Origin of the sequence: Aequorivita sp. CIP111184 (assembly GCF_900489465.1) — a bacterium.
Classification (GTDB): Bacteria; Bacteroidota; Bacteroidia; order Flavobacteriales; family Flavobacteriaceae; genus Aequorivita.
Genome location: NZ_UEFQ01000013.1, coordinates 375,164 through 394,119, shown reverse-complemented (window position 1 = coordinate 394,119; position 18,956 = coordinate 375,164). Strand labels below are relative to the sequence as shown.

The window sequence follows — 18,956 nt, the reverse complement described above, 5'->3', positions numbered from 1 at the left end:
AAATTATGTTAAAAACATTTATAGACCGACCCGTACTATCTACGGTTATCTCGATAATTATAGTAATTCTGGGAGTTTTGGGACTTACCAATCTGCCCATTACACAATATCCAGATATTGCACCACCTACTATTCAAGTTAATGCTACTTATCCAGGAGCGAACGCCGAAACGATTCTCGAAAGTGTTATAATCCCGTTGGAGGAGCAAATAAATGGAGTAGAAGGAATGACGTATTTAACTTCTACAGCTACCAATAATGGAACAGCTTCCATAAGCGTGTTTTTTGATCAGGACGTAGATCCTGATATTGCGGCTGTAAACGTTCAAAACCGTGTTGCGCGTGCTAATTCTTTATTGCCACAAGCGGTAATCCAGACAGGGGTTACAACTTCAAAACAACAAACCAGTGCGTTAATGTTCCTTTCGTTTTACAGCACCAATAAGGATTATGATGATACCTATCTTCAGAATTATTTAAAAATAAACGTTATTCCAGAACTGCAAAGGGTAAATGGGGTTGGAGATGTAACTGTTTTTGGAGGAAAGGATTATTCTATGCGAATTTGGCTGAATCCACAAAAACTTGCAGCGTATAGTTTGATGCCATCAGATGTGCTGGCAGCATTGAAAGAGCAGAGTCTTGAAGCTGCTGCTGGATCTTTGGGTGAAAATAATGGTGAAGCATTTTCATATACCATTAAATATCCCGGACGTTACAAGACTGAACAACAATACAGCGATATTGTTATAAAAGCTTTGGGTAATGGCGAATTTTTGAAATTGAGTGATGTAGCCCAAATTGAATTGGGAGCACAATCATATTCCGGAGGTTCTGTAACCAATGGATATCCTGCAGTGAATATGGGTATTTTTCAAACTAAAGGCTCAAATGCACAAGAAATTATTGACGCAATAAAACTAGAATTGGGTAAGGTGGAGCGTGATTTGCCTGAGGGAATTACTTATTACATTCCTTATGATACAAACAATTTCCTAAATGCTTCCATTGAAAAAGTGGTAAGTACGCTGGTGGAAGCTTTCCTTTTAGTTTTCCTTGTTGTTTTTATCTTTTTGCAGGATTTTCGTTCCACATTAATACCTGCAATTGCAGTTCCCGTTTCTATTATCGGAACATTTTTCTTCCTTAATTTATTCGGATATTCCATAAACCTATTGACCCTTTTTGCATTGGTTCTTGCAATTGGAATTGTGGTGGATGATGCAATTGTCGTCGTGGAAGCCGTCCATGCAAAGATTGATGAAGGAGAGAAAAGTTCGAAAAAGGCATCATTGAATGCCATGCACGAAATTTCCGGAGCTATTATTTCTATTACCTTGGTAATGTCTGCCGTGTTTATTCCGGTAACTTTCATTAAAGGTCCAACGGGTGTATTTTATGAACAATTTGGAGTAACCTTAATAGTAGCTATTATTATTTCGGCCGTTAATGCTTTAACTTTAACGCCAGCATTGAGTGCCTTGTTTTTAAAAGGTCATGATGAGAAACAAAACAGTAAAAAACCAGGTTTTATACAGAAATTTTTCAACGGTTTTAACAGAGGTTTTAAGGCCACTGTAGATCGTTACGGAAGATCGGTCCATTTTCTTTATAGACATAAATGGATAACTGGCTTTATATTGCTTTTGGCAGTTCTCGGAATTTGGTGGTCATCGTCAACACTTCAAACCGGTTTTGTCCCTGATGAAGACCGTGGAATTATCTTTATGAACGTTGAACTTCCTGCAGGTTCTTCAGTTGATAGAACACACGAAGTAAATCAGATACTTTATTCTAAAATTAAGGATTTACCAGGAATTCAAGGAGCTTCGGTAATTGACGGGCGAAGCTTGATAAGTGGTGCAGGAAGTAATTACGGTCTTGGATTTATTAGACTTGACGATTGGAAAGATAGAGAAGATGAATCGCTTTCCGTGCAAGCAATTACAGGCCAACTTTTTGGTATTGCGGCCCAAATTCCAGATGCCCAGATTATATTCTTCTCACCACCAAGTATTCCAGGATTTGGAAACTCTGCTGGTGCAGAAGTGAATTTATTGGACCGTTCTGGGGGAAGTTTTACCGATCTTGACCAAACAAACCAGGAGTTTATAGCAAAATTGTCACAGCGTCCAGAGATTCAATATGCGCAATCATCCTTCAATACACGCTATCCACAATATGAAATGACTCTAAATGTGCCATTGGCAAAAGAAGTGGGTGTTTCAGTTCAAACTATTTTTACAACGCTTCAAGGATATATAGGAAGTATTTTTGCGGCAGATTTTTCCCGCTTCGGAAAACAGTATCGTGTCTATATTCAGGCTTTGCCAGAAGATAGAGCCAGCGAAAGCGATTTGAACAATATTTATGTGCGAACCGCTAGTGGCGAAATGACACCTATTACTCAATTTGTTACACTGAAACGAGTTTATGGACCACAATCCGTTACACGTTTCAATTTGTTCAATTCAACAAAAGTTACCGCTGCAACGGCTCCGGGCTACAGTTCTGGAGATGTAATTGCTGCTGTTGAAGAAGTGAGCAAAACCCTGCCTAGTAATTTTGATATTGCCTACTCCGGTTTAACTTTGGAAGAAAAAAGCGCTGGCAACCAAACAACAATGATTTTCATTTTATCATTGGTGTTCGTTTACTTTTTACTTGCCGCACAATACGAAAGTTATTTATTGCCGTTTTCGGTATTGTTTTCTTTACCCGTTGGAGTTTTTGGAGCTTATATTTCAACCCAATTTATGGGATTACAAAACAATATATATTTTCAAATTGCACTAATAATGCTTATCGGGTTGCTGGCTAAAAATGCAATTCTTATTGTTGAATTTGCCCTACAGCGAAGAAAACACGGGGAATCTATTTTAGATGCTGCAATTGACGGTGCAGAGTCTAGATTAAGACCAATCTTAATGACATCTTTCGCATTTATTTTAGGATTGATGCCTCTGGTTCTTTCAAATGGTGTGGGTGCTGCAGGTAACCGCTCTATTGGTACGGGTGCCGTTGGTGGTCTGTTGATAGGTACAATTTTTGGAGTTTTCGTAATTCCGCTCTTGTTTATCTTTTTCCAATGGTTACAGGAAAAAATTACAGGTCCGCCGACAGACAAAGAAGAAATTTCCGAAGAACTTATGGTTATTGAAACAGGGAATAAACCAGTTGAAAATTCTGAAAACAATGAATAATCAAATAAATTCATCCCAAAAAATATATAAAATCAAACAGATGAAAACGAATAGAATTTATTCATTCCTGTTAATAGTAAGTGTTCCGTTTTTATTAGTTTCCTGCTTTGCCGCCAAAGATTATATACGGCCCGAAGTTGTAAACGAAGCAAATTACAGAACAGATAATCTTCCGCAGGATACTTTGACCATTGCAACGATCTCTTGGAAAGAGTTGTTTACAGATCCTTCCCTTCAAAATTACATTGAAGAAGGATTGAAAAACAATATTGATATCCGGGTTGCGCTTCAGCAAATCCGAATTGCTGAAGCTTATGTAAAACAAGGCAAGTCAAGTTATTTCCCAACCCTAAGTGGAAATGCTAAATATACCCACCAGGAATTTTCGAGCGGCAGTCAGTTTGGAAGCCAGTTTTCATCCTTAGATCAATATGAATTAAGCGGAAGCCTTTCATGGGAAGCAGATATTTGGGGTAAAATTCGCAGCAATGATCGCGCTTTTCAAGCTTCTTATTTGCAGAGTGTAGCCGCACACCAAGCCGTAAAAAGCAGATTGATTGCAAACATAGCATCAGTATATTATCAATTGTTGGCACTGGACGAACAGATTCGTGTAACCGAGGAAACTATTGAAACTCGCTCTAAAGGTTTAGAAACTACACAAGCACTAAAGGAAGCAGGAAATGTTACTGAAGTAGGCGTAAAACAGACGGAAGCCCAATTATATACAGCAAAGGGAATTTTAATCGATTTAAAAAACCAAGCACGTTTAATGGAAAATACAATGTCCATTTTATTGGGAAGTGCGCCTCAGGAAATTACTCGTGGAGAGTTAGATAATCAAGTAATCAATACTTTAAACACTGGCGTTCCTGCACAGTTATTAAGAAACCGTCCAGATGTTATTGAAGCTGAATACAGTTTAATGAACGCTTTTGAACTTACCAATGTTGCCCGAGCAAGTTTTTATCCATCTTTGACGCTTTCTGCAAGCGGAGGATTGCAAAATTTGGAATTTGATAAACTTTTTAATGCTAATTCCTTATTCGCAACTATTATTGGCGGGTTAACCCAGCCCATTTTAAACAAACGTCAAATCCGTACTCAGTATGAAGTTTCACAGGCGCAACAAGAACAGGCTTATTTAGATTTTAGGTTTACGGTTATTAACGCCAGTAAAGAAGTTTCAGATGCACTGTATACTTATGAAGCTTCAACAGAAAAAATTGAAGTAAATCAAAAGGAGTATGATGCTTATAATCTAGCAACTGGTTATTCCCAAGAGCTTTTGGATAACGGTCTTGCAAACTATTTAGAAGTTTTGACCGCGCAAGAAAATGCATTAAACTCTAGCTTGAATCTTATTAGTGCAAAAAACAACCAGCTTCAATCTATTGTTGATTTATATGAAGCCTTAGGCGGCGGTTGGAGATAATTTTTATGATTTTTTATTGTTGATTGTAGATCTGTCTTGTAATTTTTCAAGGCAGATTTTTTTTTAACGTAATAGAAATCCCTTCGCCGCCCACCACGGATGGATTTCTATTACCAATCTTCCAGATTTCACCATGGGATCCATATTGGCCAGACTGTCCGCCATTTTTTGGGTTGGAACATTGTAAATGGTGATGCCACGAATAGCGCCATCATCACCAAACGGCCCAGAAATATCTGCAAATCCTTCCTCATACATTCTGCTTAAATGCGCCAAATGCAACTTTTGAAGACTATCTGCTTCTTCTTTTGTTTGAGAACGGGTTGGCCCACTTTTCAGAAAAGCAATAAAATACTTCTGCATCAAAATAGTGTCTCCCGATTTTTCATCAATATAATCAAAGGTTTGAAAACCTTTTTCCGTCAATGCCTCCTTAAGTTTTGTCATCGAGATTTTTTCATCTTTTGGACAAGGCTCAGTGTTGTATTTTTTTTCAACCATATTTTCACAACCACAAAGTATAATTCCTAAAATTACAAGTAGTAGATTAGCTTTCATTTGTCCAGTTTTTAAAAGGATTTTTACTCAGTTGGGAATTGTAATATTTCACCTCGCCCGTAACTTCTTTTCCCAACCAATCTGGTTTTTGAAAAGGCTCAGATTCAGATTGAAGCTCAACTTCCGCCATTGTTAAACCCTGATTTTCTTCTAAAAATTCATCCACTTCAAAAGTGTGGTCGCCAAAATTTATTTCGAATCGGGTTTTTTCAATAATTCCCGGTTCACATAAATGAAGCAATTCCTCAGCTTCTGATAGGGAAATCTGCTTTTCCCATTCAAAACGGGACAGACCCGATTTGTTCGATTTTCCTTTAATGGTTAGAAATCCATCGTTTCCTTGAATGCGAATCCGCACAGTGCGTTCTGGATTTGTATTCAAAAACCCTTGTACAATACGTGTGCGTTTATGGGCTTCGTTTTTAAAGGTTTCAGAAGTGACCAAAAATTTTCGTTCTATTTCTTGCATTTTGAAAGTTGTTTGTTGTGAATTTTTGACAAGGTAAACAAAGCCGCAATTGCGCCAATAGTCGCATAAAGCATATCACTCTGTGTATCCCAAACGTAGCCTTGGGTACCCAAAAATGAATCGCCGCCTTCGCCTGTTGAAACGGAAACCGCCCATTCAATCAATTCATAAGCGGCGCTTATTGCTAATGCGATACTCACAACAATAAATGATAGCCAACTCATTTTTGTTAGTACTTTTTTTCTAATCAGCAACTCGCGTGCTATCATTGCTGGCACAAAACCTTGTGCAAAATGGCCAAGTTTGTCGTAATTATTTCGGGATTGATTAAAAACTTCGCGGAGCCAATCAAATAATGGAACTTCCGCGTAGGTATAATGTCCGCCGATTATTAAAATGGCGCAGTGAAAAAAAATGAGTAGATATAATAGGTTTGTAAACCTGAATTTTTTGAAGGTAAAAATTAAAACTAAAATTCCCAAAATGGCTGGCAAAACTTCTAAAAACCAAGTGAAATATTCTTTTGGATTTATAGCAGACCAAATAAATAGGGCGCAGAGTAGTATTAAAAGTGTGTAAACAAACTTCATATTACATGGATTGGGAAGCTATTTCTTTTAATTCTTCCGAAGTAAGAATTTTTTCAGAATCTCCTTTTTTCGCTAAAATCTGCATTGCTTCGGCAATTGTTTTGGCTTGAATCATTTTGTATTTTTTCGGAATTAAAAATCCGAAGGTTTTCATAAAAAAAGTAGCTGCTTTTTCTCCAAAACGGTTTTCATTTCTATCTCCAGCTATCAACGACGGTTGTAAAACATACGTTTTTTCAATATTTTGTTGAAGCACATCTCGCTGCATTTCACCCTTGGTTTTATTGTAAAAAATGCTACTATTTGAATCTGCTCCCATTGCTGAAATAACTATAAAAGTTTCTATTCCATTTTGTTTTGCAAGTTTTGCGGCGGAAACTGGGATGCCGTAATCTATTTTTTTATAGGTTTCCTTATCGGGAGTGTTGGCTTTTGTGGTACCAATACAGCAGAAAACCACGTCGGCTTTAAACGCTTCGGAATGTTCTTCCAATTTAAACATGTCTATTAAATGTTCTTCAATTTTCGGCGATTCCTTGTCTACAGAACTACGCGAAAAGAGTTTTATTTTTTCAAAAGATGCGTCTTTTAAAAGTTTTTCTAATAAAATTCCGCCGGTCAATCCCGTTGCGCCTAAAATAATTGCTGTTTTTTTCATTATATTATTTGGTTGAAATTAGATTTGGACTGGGCTCAACCAGACATTAAAGATATTAAATTTGTAAGATGCAGGACGAAATGCCCATTCGGAAAATAATACATGTTGATATGGACGCTTTTTACGCTTCCGTAGAGCAGCTGGATAATCCAGAGCTACGAGGAAAAGCGATTGCCGTAGGGGGGAGTTCCGCCCGTGGCGTGGTAAGTGCTGCAAGTTATGAAGCACGTAAGTTTGGAGTGCGTAGCGCAATGAGCGGCGCGGTGGCAAGAAAACTTTGCCCGCAACTTATTTTCGTAAAAACCAATTTTGATCGTTACAAAGAAGTTTCAAAACAAATTCGAACAATATTTTTTGAATATACAGATTTAGTGGAGCCACTTTCTTTGGATGAAGCTTATCTGGACGTTACTGAAAATAAAAAGGGCAATCCTAGTGCAACAATGATTGCAACTGAAATTCGTAAAAAGATTAAGGAAAAGACGGGGTTGAATGCTTCTGCAGGAATTTCGATGAACAAATTTGTAGCAAAAATTGCAAGTGACATCAACAAACCGAACGGTCAAAAAACAATTGGTCCCGAGGATGTTGTTCCGTTTTTGGAAACGCTGGATGTGAAGAAATTTTATGGTGTTGGGAAAGTCACAAAAGAGAAAATGTACCGATTGGGAATTTTCACTGGAATGGATTTGAAGGGAAAATCAATTGAATTTTTGGAAGAAAACTTTGGGAAAAGTGGGGGTTTTTATTACAATGTGGTTCGCGGAATACACAACAGTAAAGTGAAACCTTCACGAACGCAAAAATCATTGGCGGCGGAACATACCTTTTCAGAGAATATTTCTTCGGAAATTTTTATGCTGGAGCGACTTGAAGAAATTGCCGCTGAAGTTGAAAAGCGTTTGCATAAAAGTAAACTCGCAGGAAAGACGGTTACCTTAAAAATAAAATATCGAGATTTCACACTTCAAACCCGCAGTAAAACACTTCCGCTTTTCATTGCTTCCAAAGAATTGATTTTAGATGTGGTTAAAGAATTGTTATTTCAGGAAAAAATGAAGGAATCGGTACGGTTGTTGGGAATTTCAATTTCAAACCTAAACAACGAAACGCCAAAGAAAAAGCAGGTTCCAAAAGAATCAATCGACGTACAACTAAAACTTGAATTTTAATTATGAAAAAAAGACTACGTACCTTTAACTAATTTTAAACTCCAGATTTATGAAAACCGTAGCTTTTTCCATCCTTGCCCTTGCAGGTTTCACCTTTCTTTTTTCCTGTAAAAATGACGCCAAAAACAGTGAAGAAACCCAGACTGTTGTAACAGATTCCATTCCCGCAGAAACCGCTCCCGATGCAATGTATGTTTCAGCAGTAAGTGGGCTGACATTGCGTGAATTTCCGAATCTTCAAAGTGCAAAGTTGGCCGTCATGCCGTTGGGAACAAAAGTTAAACTTGTAAATTCCGAAGGGAAAACAACGATGAACGTGGGTGGAATTGATGGCGCGATGGATGAGATTGAATACAATAACAAAAAGGGGTATGCATTTAATGGTTTTATGTCGAAATTTTTTCCTCCCGGAGAAGATGCCTCTGCAAAAAACTATGCTGAAGAATTAAAGAAAGATTTTTCGAAAGTGAATTATTCCGAAGCTACGGGTGGTACTACAAGCAAACCCACCAAAACCGAAACTTTGATTTTACCGACTGATAAATGGCACGAAGCTTTTTTTACGGCGCAGCAACTTTTTGCAATTCCAAAGGCATTTGCTTTCCCAAACCCGAAAGGTTCCAACAATGAAACCCAACAAAACGGCGATAAAATGAAAACTGATTTTATTAGTGAGCTTCAGATTTCCCGAAACGAAAATGAACTTCAGAAAATAGTTTATAACTACAAAACAACTGGTTTTGGTTATACGGTAACCATTACCAAAGAAACGGATGGGATGAAGCTTGAGAAGGTTGAGGTTGCGGATTAAAGAACAAATGTTTTATAAATCTTCCAATAATTTTGAAATAGAAATATCCAATGCTTTGGCTATAACACCAATAGTAACAATGTTTGGGGTAACCTTTCCTTTTTCTATTTTGTAGATGTATTGCCTATCTTTTAGAGTAAGTGCTGCCAGTTCTGTTTGAGTGAGATTACTTCTTTTTCTTGCCATTTTTATAGCTAAGCCTAAGCTCACAGGAAGGCTTGCTTTAAGTTTTAAAATCTGTTCTTCATTTACAAATGACATGTAAGCAAATTCTTTGAATATTTAATATTTTTTGTAACCTTATAGTACTACATTAAGAATTTTGTTTTATATTTGGTTTCCTCCCGAGTTATTTAGAAAGCTAATTTTCACAATTATTGTTTAACTAAATACTGTTTTTATGAAACCAACCAACCTATTACTCAAATTACTTTTTTGTACATTTATCGTAAATGTATTTTGTATGAACGCACAACAAGACAATCCAGAATGTGCAACACTCGAACCAACAACTTCTGATCCTGCAGGAGTTTACAGCCACTCTACGGACAGTGCTTATTTTGATGCAGATTGTGAACCCATAGTTCTCAATATATATTTTTGGGGAATCAAACATCCCGATGGCGTTGATTATTTTCCAGATCAAGCTCACGATGTACTTACAGCTGTCGCCAGCCTGAACATTCTATATAATCAGTTCAATATTTTCTTTAAGTATAAGGGTTTTGAGAAGATACAAAGTCCCACGCTGCCTAATGATCCCGATGGTCATTTTGTTATGGAAAATACCTCACAGTTTTCTGGTCTTATCTCTTGGGCAAATGCCAATGGATATAAAAAAGCAGACGCATTTAATGTATATGTATTTGGCTGGGGGTCTTTTGGAGGAATCTCTCCGGGCTATAATGTTACTACATCTGGCGTAGGTGCCGCAGGATTGACAAAAGCTACCATAACTCATGAAATAGGACACAATTTAAATCTTATCCATACCCGCTCCTCTAGAGGTTTCAATGGAGAAAGAGTTACAAGAGACGTTAATGATCCTGATTATAATGCTGATGAAGCTGGAGATTTAGTAGTAGATACCGCCGCTAATCCTGGATATAGGGATGCAAACGGCAATTATCCTTATATATCTGCCAATTGCACATATGATAATGACGGAACTCAAGTGGATTATGATGGTGATGCATACATTCCAACCCATGAAGATGTTATCAATGTTCTTAGTGACGCCTATGATTGCATGGATGCCCAATCCCCTTTAACAAATGGTCAGGGAATAAGAGCTCGGGAAGCAATTGAAGATGATGTGAACGGACTTTTTGCACCCACTATCACTGATATTGCATCGTTATTTGAACTCTATGTTGGTGAATACTATTTAAATGGTACAACAGAACCAGCTCCACCACTCTTTCAACCCGGCTTTGATTATCGGTTTTTTGAGTGTAGTTGTGACTGTCCACAACCCTCGAATTATTATGACACATCATTTACGTATACAAATAATTCCTTGTTGACCATAAGTAAATATGAAACCGATTTCAGTAAAATAACGCATCCCAACCACTCCGCAATAAATTTGGGTATTACCTTATGCGGGGCAGTTCTTGTACGCAGATGTTACGATAACTATAATAAAGGACCAAAAAGCGGCAGTATTACAAGGTTCAATGATGGAGTGCTAAATGGCAATGTTACCATTACCCCCAAAGATTCGTTGGGCATAAACAATCCATATTTAGTGGATGAATTGAACCCAGGGCTTTATAAGGTTGAAAAAAATTATGATGAGGGGGCAACCCAAGAAACTGTTATTTTTAAGGAATAACAGTAATTAATAACAAACGGGCTTATCCTATAAAAGGATGAGCCCATTTTTTTTAAACTTATGAGAACTATTTACATATTAGCTTTCTTACTTATGTGTACGCCGCTTATGGCGCAATGGACAGAAAGAATTGTTACATCCAATACACAAGGAGGACCATTACAGGTTGTTGTTGGAGATATTGATAAAGATGGAAATATTGATGTATTAAACATTAATAATTACCCAGCTCAAAATTTTGTTTGGTATAAAAATATAGACGGTTTGGGTAATTTTGGTGTGGGACAGGAAATCGGAACTATTTATGAACCAAGAAATATGGCTGTTGGAGATATAGATGGAGATAACGATTTAGATGTTTTGGGTTCTTCTCCTTTTACAATTGCTCCAAATCTTGTTAGTTACAAAAATCTGGACGGATTGGGTAATTTTGGACCTAGAACTGTAATTGCCACTCCTAATACTAGCGGGGAGCGTGCCATACTCGTTAGGGATATTGATGGTGATGGACATAATGATCTTATAATTGGTTCTATTGATGATGACGCTTTAACCTGGTATAAAAATCTGGATGGAAATGGAAACTTTGACAATGGCAATATTATTATTTCAAGTTACGTAAATGGTTCGGCAATAGATGTTGGCGATATAGACGGTGACGGTGATTTGGACATTGTGGCAGGAACACTTAATTTTAATATTATGTCTTGGTTTGAAAATATGGATGGTCAAGGTGCTTTTGGACCTCCAAAAGAAATTGGATCGCCTGGAGCAGCAGTTCTATCAGTTTTTTTAGCAGATATTGATGGGGATAATGACCTAGATGTAATTGGTTCTGCTGTGGGTGCCGGTGTTTTCGCGTGGTGGGAGAATCTTGACGGACAGGGCAATTTTAGTTTGGAAAAAACCATAGATTCCTCTGTTGTTACAACTTATATTTTTCCTGTTGATCTAGATAATGATGACGATATTGATGTTCTAACCTTGGCACCTGGTTTTCTGCGTTGGTATGAAAATCTGGATGGCTTGGGCGGTTTCGGCAGTGCCAATATTATTAAGGATAATTTTGAATTTGCTATAACAGTAACAGCGGCAGACATAGATAATGATGGAGATATGGATCCCATTTCCGCATCACAATCAGAAAAGACTATATATTGGTTTGAAAATCATACCATTATAGGGATTGAGGAAAACCAATTAAATTCTTTAAAAGTTTATCCGAATCCCACAAATGGATTGATCTTTATAAACTCAAAAACTGAAAATATTGAAAGTGCTACCGTTTTTAATATATTGGGCAAAAAAGTCCTTCAATTAAATGGAAACATTCAGCAAGTAGATATTTCAACTCTTCAAAGCGGTATATATTTTTTAAGAATAACAACCGATAGTGGAGAGCTTGTAAAAAAAATTATCAAGGAATAAAATCTTTATTATTTCACCTGCGTAACCCGCAAGGTATTCACCATTCCTTTATCTACAATGGGCATAGCCGCAAGGTTTATTAAATAATCCCCTTTGTGTACGTAACCGCGTTCAAAAGCAATCCTGTTTACGTCATCTACAGTTTCATCTGTACTTACATATTTATCGTAATAAAACGCTTTTACGCCCCATAATAAATTTAAACGGGCGAGAATGCGTTTGTTGCTGGTAAACGCCAAGATAAAAGCTGAGGGCCGCCAAGCGGAAATCTGGAATGCTGTATAACCGCTATTCGTCAATGTACAAATAGCTTGCGCCTCAATTTCATTGGCCATTTGCGCAGCGTGATAACAAATGGATTTTGTAACGTAACGGTTTGTTTTTATTTGTGGTGGTTCGTGAGGTACGTGAATCAATTCAGAATTTTCTACGCTTTTTAGAATTTTAGTCATTGTTTTTATAACTGCCACTGGATAATTACCGACGGAAGTTTCACCAGAAAGCATCACCGCATCGGCACCGTCCATTACAGAGTTTGCTACGTCATTCACTTCAGCACGGGTTGGCGTTAGCGAGGTAATCATTGTTTCCATCATTTGGGTGGCAATAATTACGGGAATACGCGCACGTTTTGCTGTAAGCACCAATTCTTTTTGAATAAGCGGAACCTCCTCAGCGGGAACCTCTACACCCAAATCGCCACGGGCAACCATTAAGCCATCACAATAGGCAACAATTTTATCAATATTTGCAACTGCTTCGGGTTTTTCTATTTTTGCGATTATAGGAATTTTATATTCCGAGTGTGCTTCAATAATTGCTTGTAATTCCTTTAAATCTTCAGCGTGGCGTACAAAGGAAAGTGCAATCCAATCTACTTTTTGTTCAATAGCAAAAATGGCATCTGCCTTGTCTTTTGCGGTAAGGGCAGGAAGTGAAATATTTGTATTTGGAAGGTTAACCCCTTTTTTGGAACGCAACGGGCCGCCTTGGATTACCATTACCTTTACTTCATCTCTTCCATTGGTTTCAAGTACTTCAAAAATTAGTTTACCATCGTCTAAAAGAACACGTTCGCCAGGGTTTACATCTCGCGGAAATTTGTCATAATTCATATAGACCCTTGTCTTGGTGCCTTCAAATTCTTCGCCAGTACAAAAGGAAAGTTCATCGCCGGGCTGCACAACCACTTCTTCCTTCATCATCCCAACGCGAAGTTTGGGCCCCTGCAGATCGCCCAAAATAGCAACGTGCGTATCCAGTTCGTCGGAAAGGGTTCTGATAGTTTTAATAGTCTTTTTTACAGTAGCATAATCTGCATGTGAAAAATTCACCCTAAAAACATCTACACCCTCCAAAATCATATTTTTCAAGATTTCTTTAGTGGAAGTAGCAGGGCCAAGAGTGGCCACTATTTTGGTTCTTTTTTGATTTGACATTTAATCGAGAATTAAATTATTCTTTGATTTTATATTATCCATTTCAAGCGTATATGCTGAAATGACCTGTTTTATTTCGTTTATTTCTGAAAGAAATTTTCGCAGCGGAACGGTTTCGAAATCTGAATAAATTTTCAGAACATAATCTACTTTTTTGAATTCTGGCAGCAAATAGTGAACTGTAGATTTTTCGGAAACCATTTCAGCAAACAAACCTCCAGAACTTTGTAAACTCGCTTCAACCGACTTGCATTTGTTCGCAATTAAATAAAAGTGAGTGTATTTATGAACATCCTCAAAATTATATAGCGGAAAGGTAATCAGCAATCCTTCCGTTGAAAAATCTAGATCAGTTGGTTTTCTTTTTAACCTTAGGTTGAGGTGCTGGTTCATCAAGTATGCCATTTTATAGGCTTCCTCACTACAATGAATGGCTATGAGCGTATAAGGCTCTTCAAAATCTTCATCAAAAATTAATTTGTGATGTGCCATATATTTTTCAGCATTTTAGTGATACTTGAGATAGTTGCAAGATATCTTCTCACAAAAATAGGCAACTTTATAGGTATTAACTAAATTACTTAGTTTGGAATAGAAAATTTGATGGAAATATAACTTTTGAATCTAGGGTTTTTCGGAATCAACCTTAATCTTAAGTTTGTAAAAAGCTCTTTTTGCGGCGCGTTCCTCAGCTTTCTTTTTAGAGGTTGCACGTGCTTTAGACACTATTTCATTCTCAAGTTTTAAGCGAACTGCGAAATGCTTCAGTTCATCCTTACCATTATCTTCGTAGATTTCAAAATTGAAATGTTTCTTGTGTTTTTGACACCATTCAATAAAAAGGCTTTTATAACTTATAACCTTCCCTTCAAGTTTTTTGATGTCAACATAAGGTTTTATAACTCTTTTTTGAATGAACTTTTCACAGTATTTGAAGCCGCGGTCCAAATAAATGGCGCCGACCAATGCTTCAAAAACGTTTCCGTAAATATTACCACTAAATTGTTGTGTGGGGACAGTTGTTTTTAGAAATTTAACCAATTGGAGATCTCGGCCCAATTCGTTTAAATGTTCACGGCTCACTACTTTACTGCGCATTTTGGTTAAGTATCCTTCGTTGCCATTAGGTACTTTTTTAAAAAGATGTGCTGCAATTACAGCTCCAAGCATAGCATCACCCAAAAATTCTAGCCTTTCGTAGTTTTGTGGTCTGCCATCGAGATTTTTTTCGTTTGTGGAGCGGTGGGTAAATGCCGTTTCGTAAATGGAAATGTCTTTGGGCTTAAACCCCAATATTTTATTGAGGGAATTGGAAAATTCCCCGTTTTTATCAGAACGGGAAGAAAATATGTTTTTAATGGAAGCCATTAATTGTTTTAGGCATCAAGTTTTTTAAAGAGGACACAAGCATTGTGCCCACCAAACCCAAAAGTATTGCTCATAGCTACTTTTATGTCGCGTTTTTGAGCTTTGTTTAGAGTAAGGTTTAAAGAAGGATCAATGTTTTCGTCTACCGTAGTATGGTTAATGGTAGGTGGAACAATCCCGTATTTCATTGCCAAAATAGAGGCAATTGCTTCAATAGCACCGGCAGCGCCCAAAAGGTGTCCGGTCATAGATTTTGTTGAATTGATATTGATATCTTTAGCGTGTTCACCAAAAACCTTTACAATAGCTTTCAACTCGGCAACATCACCAAGCATTGTTGAAGTTCCGTGAGTGTTTATAGTATCCACGTCTTCAGGTTTCATATTGGCATCTTGCAAACAATTGAGCATTACACGTTCTACGCCAATTCCATCGGGATGTGGGGCTGTCATATGGTAAGCATCACTGCTCATACCGCCTCCAACAACTTCTGCGTAAATTTTTGCACCTCGTTTTTTTGCGTGCTCATATTCCTCTAGTATAAGTGCACCTGCGCCTTCACCAAGAACGAATCCATCGCGGGTAGCGTCAAACGGTCTTGAAGCAGTTTCAGGGCTATCATTACGAGTAGAGAGGGCGTGCATCGCATTAAAACCTCCCATTCCTGCTTTGGTAACAGCTGCTTCACTTCCTCCGGTAACCACAATATCACATTGACCCAAACGAATATAATTGAATGCGTCAATCATCGCATTTGCCGAAGAGGCACAAGCTGAAACCGTTGTATAATTAGGTCCCATAAAACCATGCTTTATGGAAATGTTTCCGGGGGCAATGTCCGCAATCATTTTTGGAATAAAGAAGGGGTTGAAACGTGGCGTTCCATCCCCTTCTGCAAAGTTTATGACTTCATCTTGAAAAGTTTCCAGTCCGCCAATACCAGCTCCCCAAATTACACCTACTCGAAATTTGTCAACATCAATGAAATCTATTCCCGCATCGAGAATGGCTTCATCTGAAGACACAAGGGCATATTGGGCAAAACGGTCCAGTTTTCGGGCTTCTTTCCTGTCAAAATGGTCTTCTGCGTTGAAATTCTTCAATTCGCAAGCGAATTTTGTTTTGAACTTTTCAGTATCAAAATAGGTTATTGGTGCACAACCACTTTTCCCACTAATAAGTGCATCCCAATATTCTTGAATATTGTTACCAATAGGGGTAAGGGCACCAAGGCCTGTAACTACAACTCGCTTTAATTCCATAGAAGAATTCTTATTTTGCTGCTTCTATATAGGAAATTGCTTGGCCTACTGTAGCGATGTTTTCAGCTTGGTCGTCTGGAATTTGGATATCAAATTCTTTTTCAAATTCCATGATAAGCTCTACCGTATCTAGGGAGTCTGCTCCTAAGTCGTTAGTAAAGCTAGCTTCGTTTACAACTTCGTTCTCGTCTACACCTAATTTGTCTACGATAATCGCTTTTACTCGTGATGCAATGTCTGACATAATTCTTGATTTTTAAATTTATTATAAGTGGCAAAAATAAAATATTTTAATTGAAAACACCATTTAATGTTAAAAATGTGCCTTTGATAGTTTTGAAAATTTCACATTTGAACAAAATTGGGAAAACCAATTTAAACAATTTTGGGCGAAGTAAAACCCTATTGCCTTACTTTTGTGTTTTATTTGTTAATATTTACTTCGAGAAAAACTTTTGGAAACGGGAATGAAGAAGCGGATTGTAATTTTTGCGTCGGGTAGCGGTACCAATACCGAGAACATTATTAAATACTTTCAACGAACCCAATTTGCCGAGGTCGTTCTGGTGCTTTCAAACAAGAAGGATGCCAAAGTTTTGGAACGTTCCGAAAACCTTAATATTAAAGCGATTTCCTTTACTAAGGATGAACTTTTTTCTAAAGACGGAATTTTAAAAACCTTAAAAGAAAGCAAACCAGACATAATCGTTTTAGCAGGTTTTTTGCTGAAGTTTCCAGAGGTTATACTAAAAGAATTCCCAAATAAAGTGATTAATGTTCACCCAGCGCTACTTCCAAAATATGGCGGAAAAGGAATGTACGGCAATTTTGTGCACGAAGCTGTAGTGGAAAATAATGAATCCGAAACGGGAATAACCATTCATTATGTGAATGAAAATTATGATGAAGGCGCAATTATTTCACAGAAAAAAGTAATGCTTTCAGAAAATGACACCGCAAAAATAATTGCTGAAAAAGTTCACAAATTGGAATATGAATGGTTTCCGAAAATAATTGAAGAAGTACTTCGCAATGGCTAAAAAACAGAAATTTTACGTGGTTTGGTTTGGCAATCCCGCTGGCATCTTTGGCAGCTGGAAAGAATGCAAACGATCTATAGATGGCGTAAAAGGCGCGCAATACAAAAGTTTTGAAACTTTTGACGAAGCAAAAAAAGCCTACAATAAAGAGTACGGAGATTATAAAGGAAAGACTGTAAAAAAAACAATTTCCAAAGAACAGCTTCAAAAAATAGGCGAACCAAATCTATATTCTATTGCTGTAGACGCTGCTTCTAGTGGCAATCCTGGAAAAATGGAATATCGTGGAGTAGAGACGCAAACCCAAAAACAGCTTTTTCATCAAGGGCCTTTTCAGCAGGGAACCAATAATATTGGTGAATTTTTAGCATTGGTACACGGATTGGCATTTTTACAAAAACATAGTAGCGACCGCATTCTTTATACAGATTCCCGGATTGCGATGGGGTGGATAAAAAAGAAAAAGTGCAATACCAAATTAAAGCAATCTGCAAAAAACAAAACGCTTTTTGAATTGGTTGAAAGAGCTGAAAACTGGCTCAAAACAAATAAATACGAAACTAAAATAGTGAAATGGGAGACTAAAGCCTGGGGAGAGATTCCTGCAGATTTTGGAAGAAAATAATCCTTTCCTAACTTATATTTTCAAAGCTTTTAAATCCTTCTTCTATTATCATTAATTTGATTAAATTTGCACCTCATTTCAAACCCCCTTTATGAGCAAACTTGTAATTGTTGGCACCGTTGCCTTTGACGCTATTGAAACACCTTTCGGGAAAACCGATAAAATCCTTGGCGGTGCAGCTACCTACATAGGTTTGGCAGCTTCACAGTTTAATGTTGATGCCGCCATTGTATCAATTGTTGGAGGCGATTTTCCAAAGGAAGATCTCAAAATGCTTGAGGCAAAAGGAATGGATATTTCAGGTCTTGAAGTTGTTGAAAACGGAAAAACTTTCTTTTGGAGCGGAAAATATCACAATGATATGAATACACGCGACACTTTAATAACCGATTTGAACGTGCTGGCAGATTTCAATCCACAAGTTTCTGAAAAGTATCGCGATGCTGAAGTGGTTATGTTAGGAAACCTACATCCGCTCGTCCAACTGAGTGTAATTGAGCAGATGGATTCGCCAAAATTGATTGTTCTCGATACGATGAATTTTTGGATGGACAGCGCTTTAAGTGAATTGATGAAAGTTATTGCCAAAGTAGATGTAATTACAATAAATGATGAAGAAGCAAGACAACTTTCCGGTGAATATTCACTAGTAAAAGCTGCCCATAAAATTATGGAAATGGGTCCAAAATATGTTGTTATAAAGAAAGGGGAACACGGAGCATTGCTTTTTAGTGATGACGATGTTTTCTTTGCGCCCGCGCTTCCGCTAGAAGAAGTTTTTGATCCAACCGGAGCAGGTGATACTTTTGCAGGAGGCTTTACAGGCTATTTGGCAAAAACCGGAGATTACAGTTATGAGAATATGAAGAATGCCATAATTAATGGCTCGGCGCTGGCTTCGTTTTGCGTAGAAAAATTTGGCCCCGAGAGATTACTAAAGCTTTCAAATAGTGAAGTACACCAGCGCTTGCAACAATTTAAAAGCCTAACACAGTTTGACATCAAGTTAACATAAATACTCGCCCTGATCCCGAGACTTCAGGACAGGCGTTTTTTGTACA

The 18,956-nt window shown here is 37.5% G+C and carries 19 protein-coding genes; 9 read left to right on the top strand and 10 right to left on the bottom strand.

Annotated features, from left to right (window positions below; genetic code table 11):
• Positions 1–5 precede the first annotated feature (5 nt).
• Together AEQU1_RS01910 and AEQU1_RS01905 are read left to right on the top strand one after the other, a co-directional pair.
• A complete protein-coding gene (locus AEQU1_RS01910) occupies positions 6–3,203 on the top strand; it encodes an efflux RND transporter permease subunit (protein WP_111878347.1) in 3,198 nt (1,065 codons plus the stop codon).
• Positions 3,204–3,243: 40 nt separating this feature from the next.
• The gene (locus tag AEQU1_RS01905; RefSeq protein WP_181566684.1) at positions 3,244–4,638 is read left to right on the top strand and encodes an efflux transporter outer membrane subunit; all 1,395 of its coding nucleotides are present in this window, start codon (positions 3,244–3,246) and stop codon (positions 4,636–4,638) included.
• A gap of 63 nt (positions 4,639–4,701) precedes the next feature.
• Here AEQU1_RS01905 and AEQU1_RS01900 read toward each other — a convergent pair whose 3' ends face one another.
• From AEQU1_RS01900 to AEQU1_RS01885, 4 genes are read right to left on the bottom strand one after another with little or no spacing between them, the layout of a single operon-like run.
• Positions 4,702–5,196: a YciI family protein gene (locus tag AEQU1_RS01900; RefSeq protein ID WP_111878345.1), complete on the bottom strand. Its 495-nt coding sequence runs from the start codon at positions 5,194–5,196 to the stop codon at positions 4,702–4,704.
• On the bottom strand, positions 5,186–5,665 hold the full coding sequence (locus AEQU1_RS01895) for a CYTH domain-containing protein (protein WP_111878343.1): 480 nt from the start codon (positions 5,663–5,665) through the stop codon (positions 5,186–5,188). Before AEQU1_RS01895 ends, AEQU1_RS01900 begins: the two co-directional genes overlap by 11 nt.
• The gene (locus tag AEQU1_RS01890) at positions 5,653–6,255 is read right to left on the bottom strand and encodes a DUF2238 domain-containing protein (protein ID WP_111878341.1); all 603 of its coding nucleotides are present in this window, start codon (positions 6,253–6,255) and stop codon (positions 5,653–5,655) included. The genes AEQU1_RS01895 and AEQU1_RS01890 overlap by 13 nt, the downstream gene beginning before the upstream one ends.
• A gap of 1 nt (position 6,256) precedes the next feature.
• A complete protein-coding gene (locus tag AEQU1_RS01885) occupies positions 6,257–6,913 on the bottom strand; it encodes an NAD(P)H-binding protein (RefSeq protein WP_111878340.1) in 657 nt (218 codons plus the stop codon).
• 68 nt (positions 6,914–6,981) lie between these two features.
• On the opposite strand from AEQU1_RS01885, the gene dinB reads away from it, so the two are divergent.
• Both dinB and AEQU1_RS01875 read left to right on the top strand, forming a co-directional pair.
• Positions 6,982–8,085 (top strand): DNA polymerase IV, encoded by a 1,104-nt coding sequence (gene dinB / locus AEQU1_RS01880; protein ID WP_111878338.1) that lies wholly within the window; start codon positions 6,982–6,984, stop codon positions 8,083–8,085.
• Positions 8,086–8,134: 49 nt separating this feature from the next.
• Positions 8,135–8,896: an SH3 domain-containing protein gene (locus tag AEQU1_RS01875; protein WP_111878337.1), complete on the top strand. Its 762-nt coding sequence runs from the start codon at positions 8,135–8,137 to the stop codon at positions 8,894–8,896.
• A 12-nt stretch (positions 8,897–8,908) separates the two neighbouring features.
• Here AEQU1_RS01875 and AEQU1_RS01870 read toward each other — a convergent pair whose 3' ends face one another.
• Positions 8,909–9,157, bottom strand: coding sequence for a helix-turn-helix domain-containing protein (locus AEQU1_RS01870; protein ID WP_111878335.1), 249 nt, complete (start codon positions 9,155–9,157; stop codon positions 8,909–8,911).
• 202 nt (positions 9,158–9,359) lie between these two features.
• On the opposite strand from AEQU1_RS01870, the gene AEQU1_RS01865 reads away from it, so the two are divergent.
• The gene (locus AEQU1_RS01865) at positions 9,360–10,733 is read left to right on the top strand and encodes a hypothetical protein (protein WP_111878334.1); all 1,374 of its coding nucleotides are present in this window, start codon (positions 9,360–9,362) and stop codon (positions 10,731–10,733) included.
• A gap of 60 nt (positions 10,734–10,793) precedes the next feature.
• Positions 10,794–12,161, top strand: coding sequence for a T9SS type A sorting domain-containing protein (locus AEQU1_RS01860; protein WP_111878332.1), 1,368 nt, complete (start codon positions 10,794–10,796; stop codon positions 12,159–12,161).
• Positions 12,162–12,169: 8 nt separating this feature from the next.
• Here the strand turns inward: AEQU1_RS01860 and pyk are convergent, their stop codons facing one another.
• The 5 genes from pyk to AEQU1_RS01835 form a co-directional block, all read right to left on the bottom strand.
• The gene (gene pyk / locus AEQU1_RS01855) at positions 12,170–13,600 is read right to left on the bottom strand and encodes a pyruvate kinase (protein ID WP_111878330.1); all 1,431 of its coding nucleotides are present in this window, start codon (positions 13,598–13,600) and stop codon (positions 12,170–12,172) included.
• Positions 13,601–14,092 (bottom strand): IPExxxVDY family protein, encoded by a 492-nt coding sequence (locus tag AEQU1_RS01850; RefSeq protein ID WP_111878329.1) that lies wholly within the window; start codon positions 14,090–14,092, stop codon positions 13,601–13,603.
• A gap of 132 nt (positions 14,093–14,224) precedes the next feature.
• The gene (rnc, locus tag AEQU1_RS01845; protein WP_111878326.1) at positions 14,225–14,968 is read right to left on the bottom strand and encodes a ribonuclease III; all 744 of its coding nucleotides are present in this window, start codon (positions 14,966–14,968) and stop codon (positions 14,225–14,227) included.
• A gap of 8 nt (positions 14,969–14,976) precedes the next feature.
• A complete protein-coding gene (fabF, locus tag AEQU1_RS01840) occupies positions 14,977–16,230 on the bottom strand; it encodes a beta-ketoacyl-ACP synthase II (RefSeq protein ID WP_111878324.1) in 1,254 nt (417 codons plus the stop codon).
• 10 nt (positions 16,231–16,240) lie between these two features.
• Positions 16,241–16,474: an acyl carrier protein gene (locus AEQU1_RS01835; protein ID WP_014781833.1), complete on the bottom strand. Its 234-nt coding sequence runs from the start codon at positions 16,472–16,474 to the stop codon at positions 16,241–16,243.
• Positions 16,475–16,697: 223 nt separating this feature from the next.
• Between AEQU1_RS01835 and AEQU1_RS01830 the strand changes: the two genes are divergently transcribed.
• From AEQU1_RS01830 to AEQU1_RS01820, 3 genes are all read left to right on the top strand, one after another.
• Positions 16,698–17,270 carry a phosphoribosylglycinamide formyltransferase gene (locus AEQU1_RS01830; RefSeq protein ID WP_111878323.1) on the top strand — a complete coding sequence of 191 codons (573 nt, stop codon included), beginning with the start codon at positions 16,698–16,700 and terminating at the stop codon, positions 17,268–17,270.
• Positions 17,263–17,895: a viroplasmin family protein gene (locus AEQU1_RS01825; protein WP_111878321.1), complete on the top strand. Its 633-nt coding sequence runs from the start codon at positions 17,263–17,265 to the stop codon at positions 17,893–17,895. Before AEQU1_RS01830 ends, AEQU1_RS01825 begins: the two co-directional genes overlap by 8 nt.
• A gap of 91 nt (positions 17,896–17,986) precedes the next feature.
• Positions 17,987–18,910 (top strand): PfkB family carbohydrate kinase, encoded by a 924-nt coding sequence (locus AEQU1_RS01820; RefSeq protein ID WP_111878319.1) that lies wholly within the window; start codon positions 17,987–17,989, stop codon positions 18,908–18,910.
• Positions 18,911–18,956: the final 46 nt, after the last annotated feature.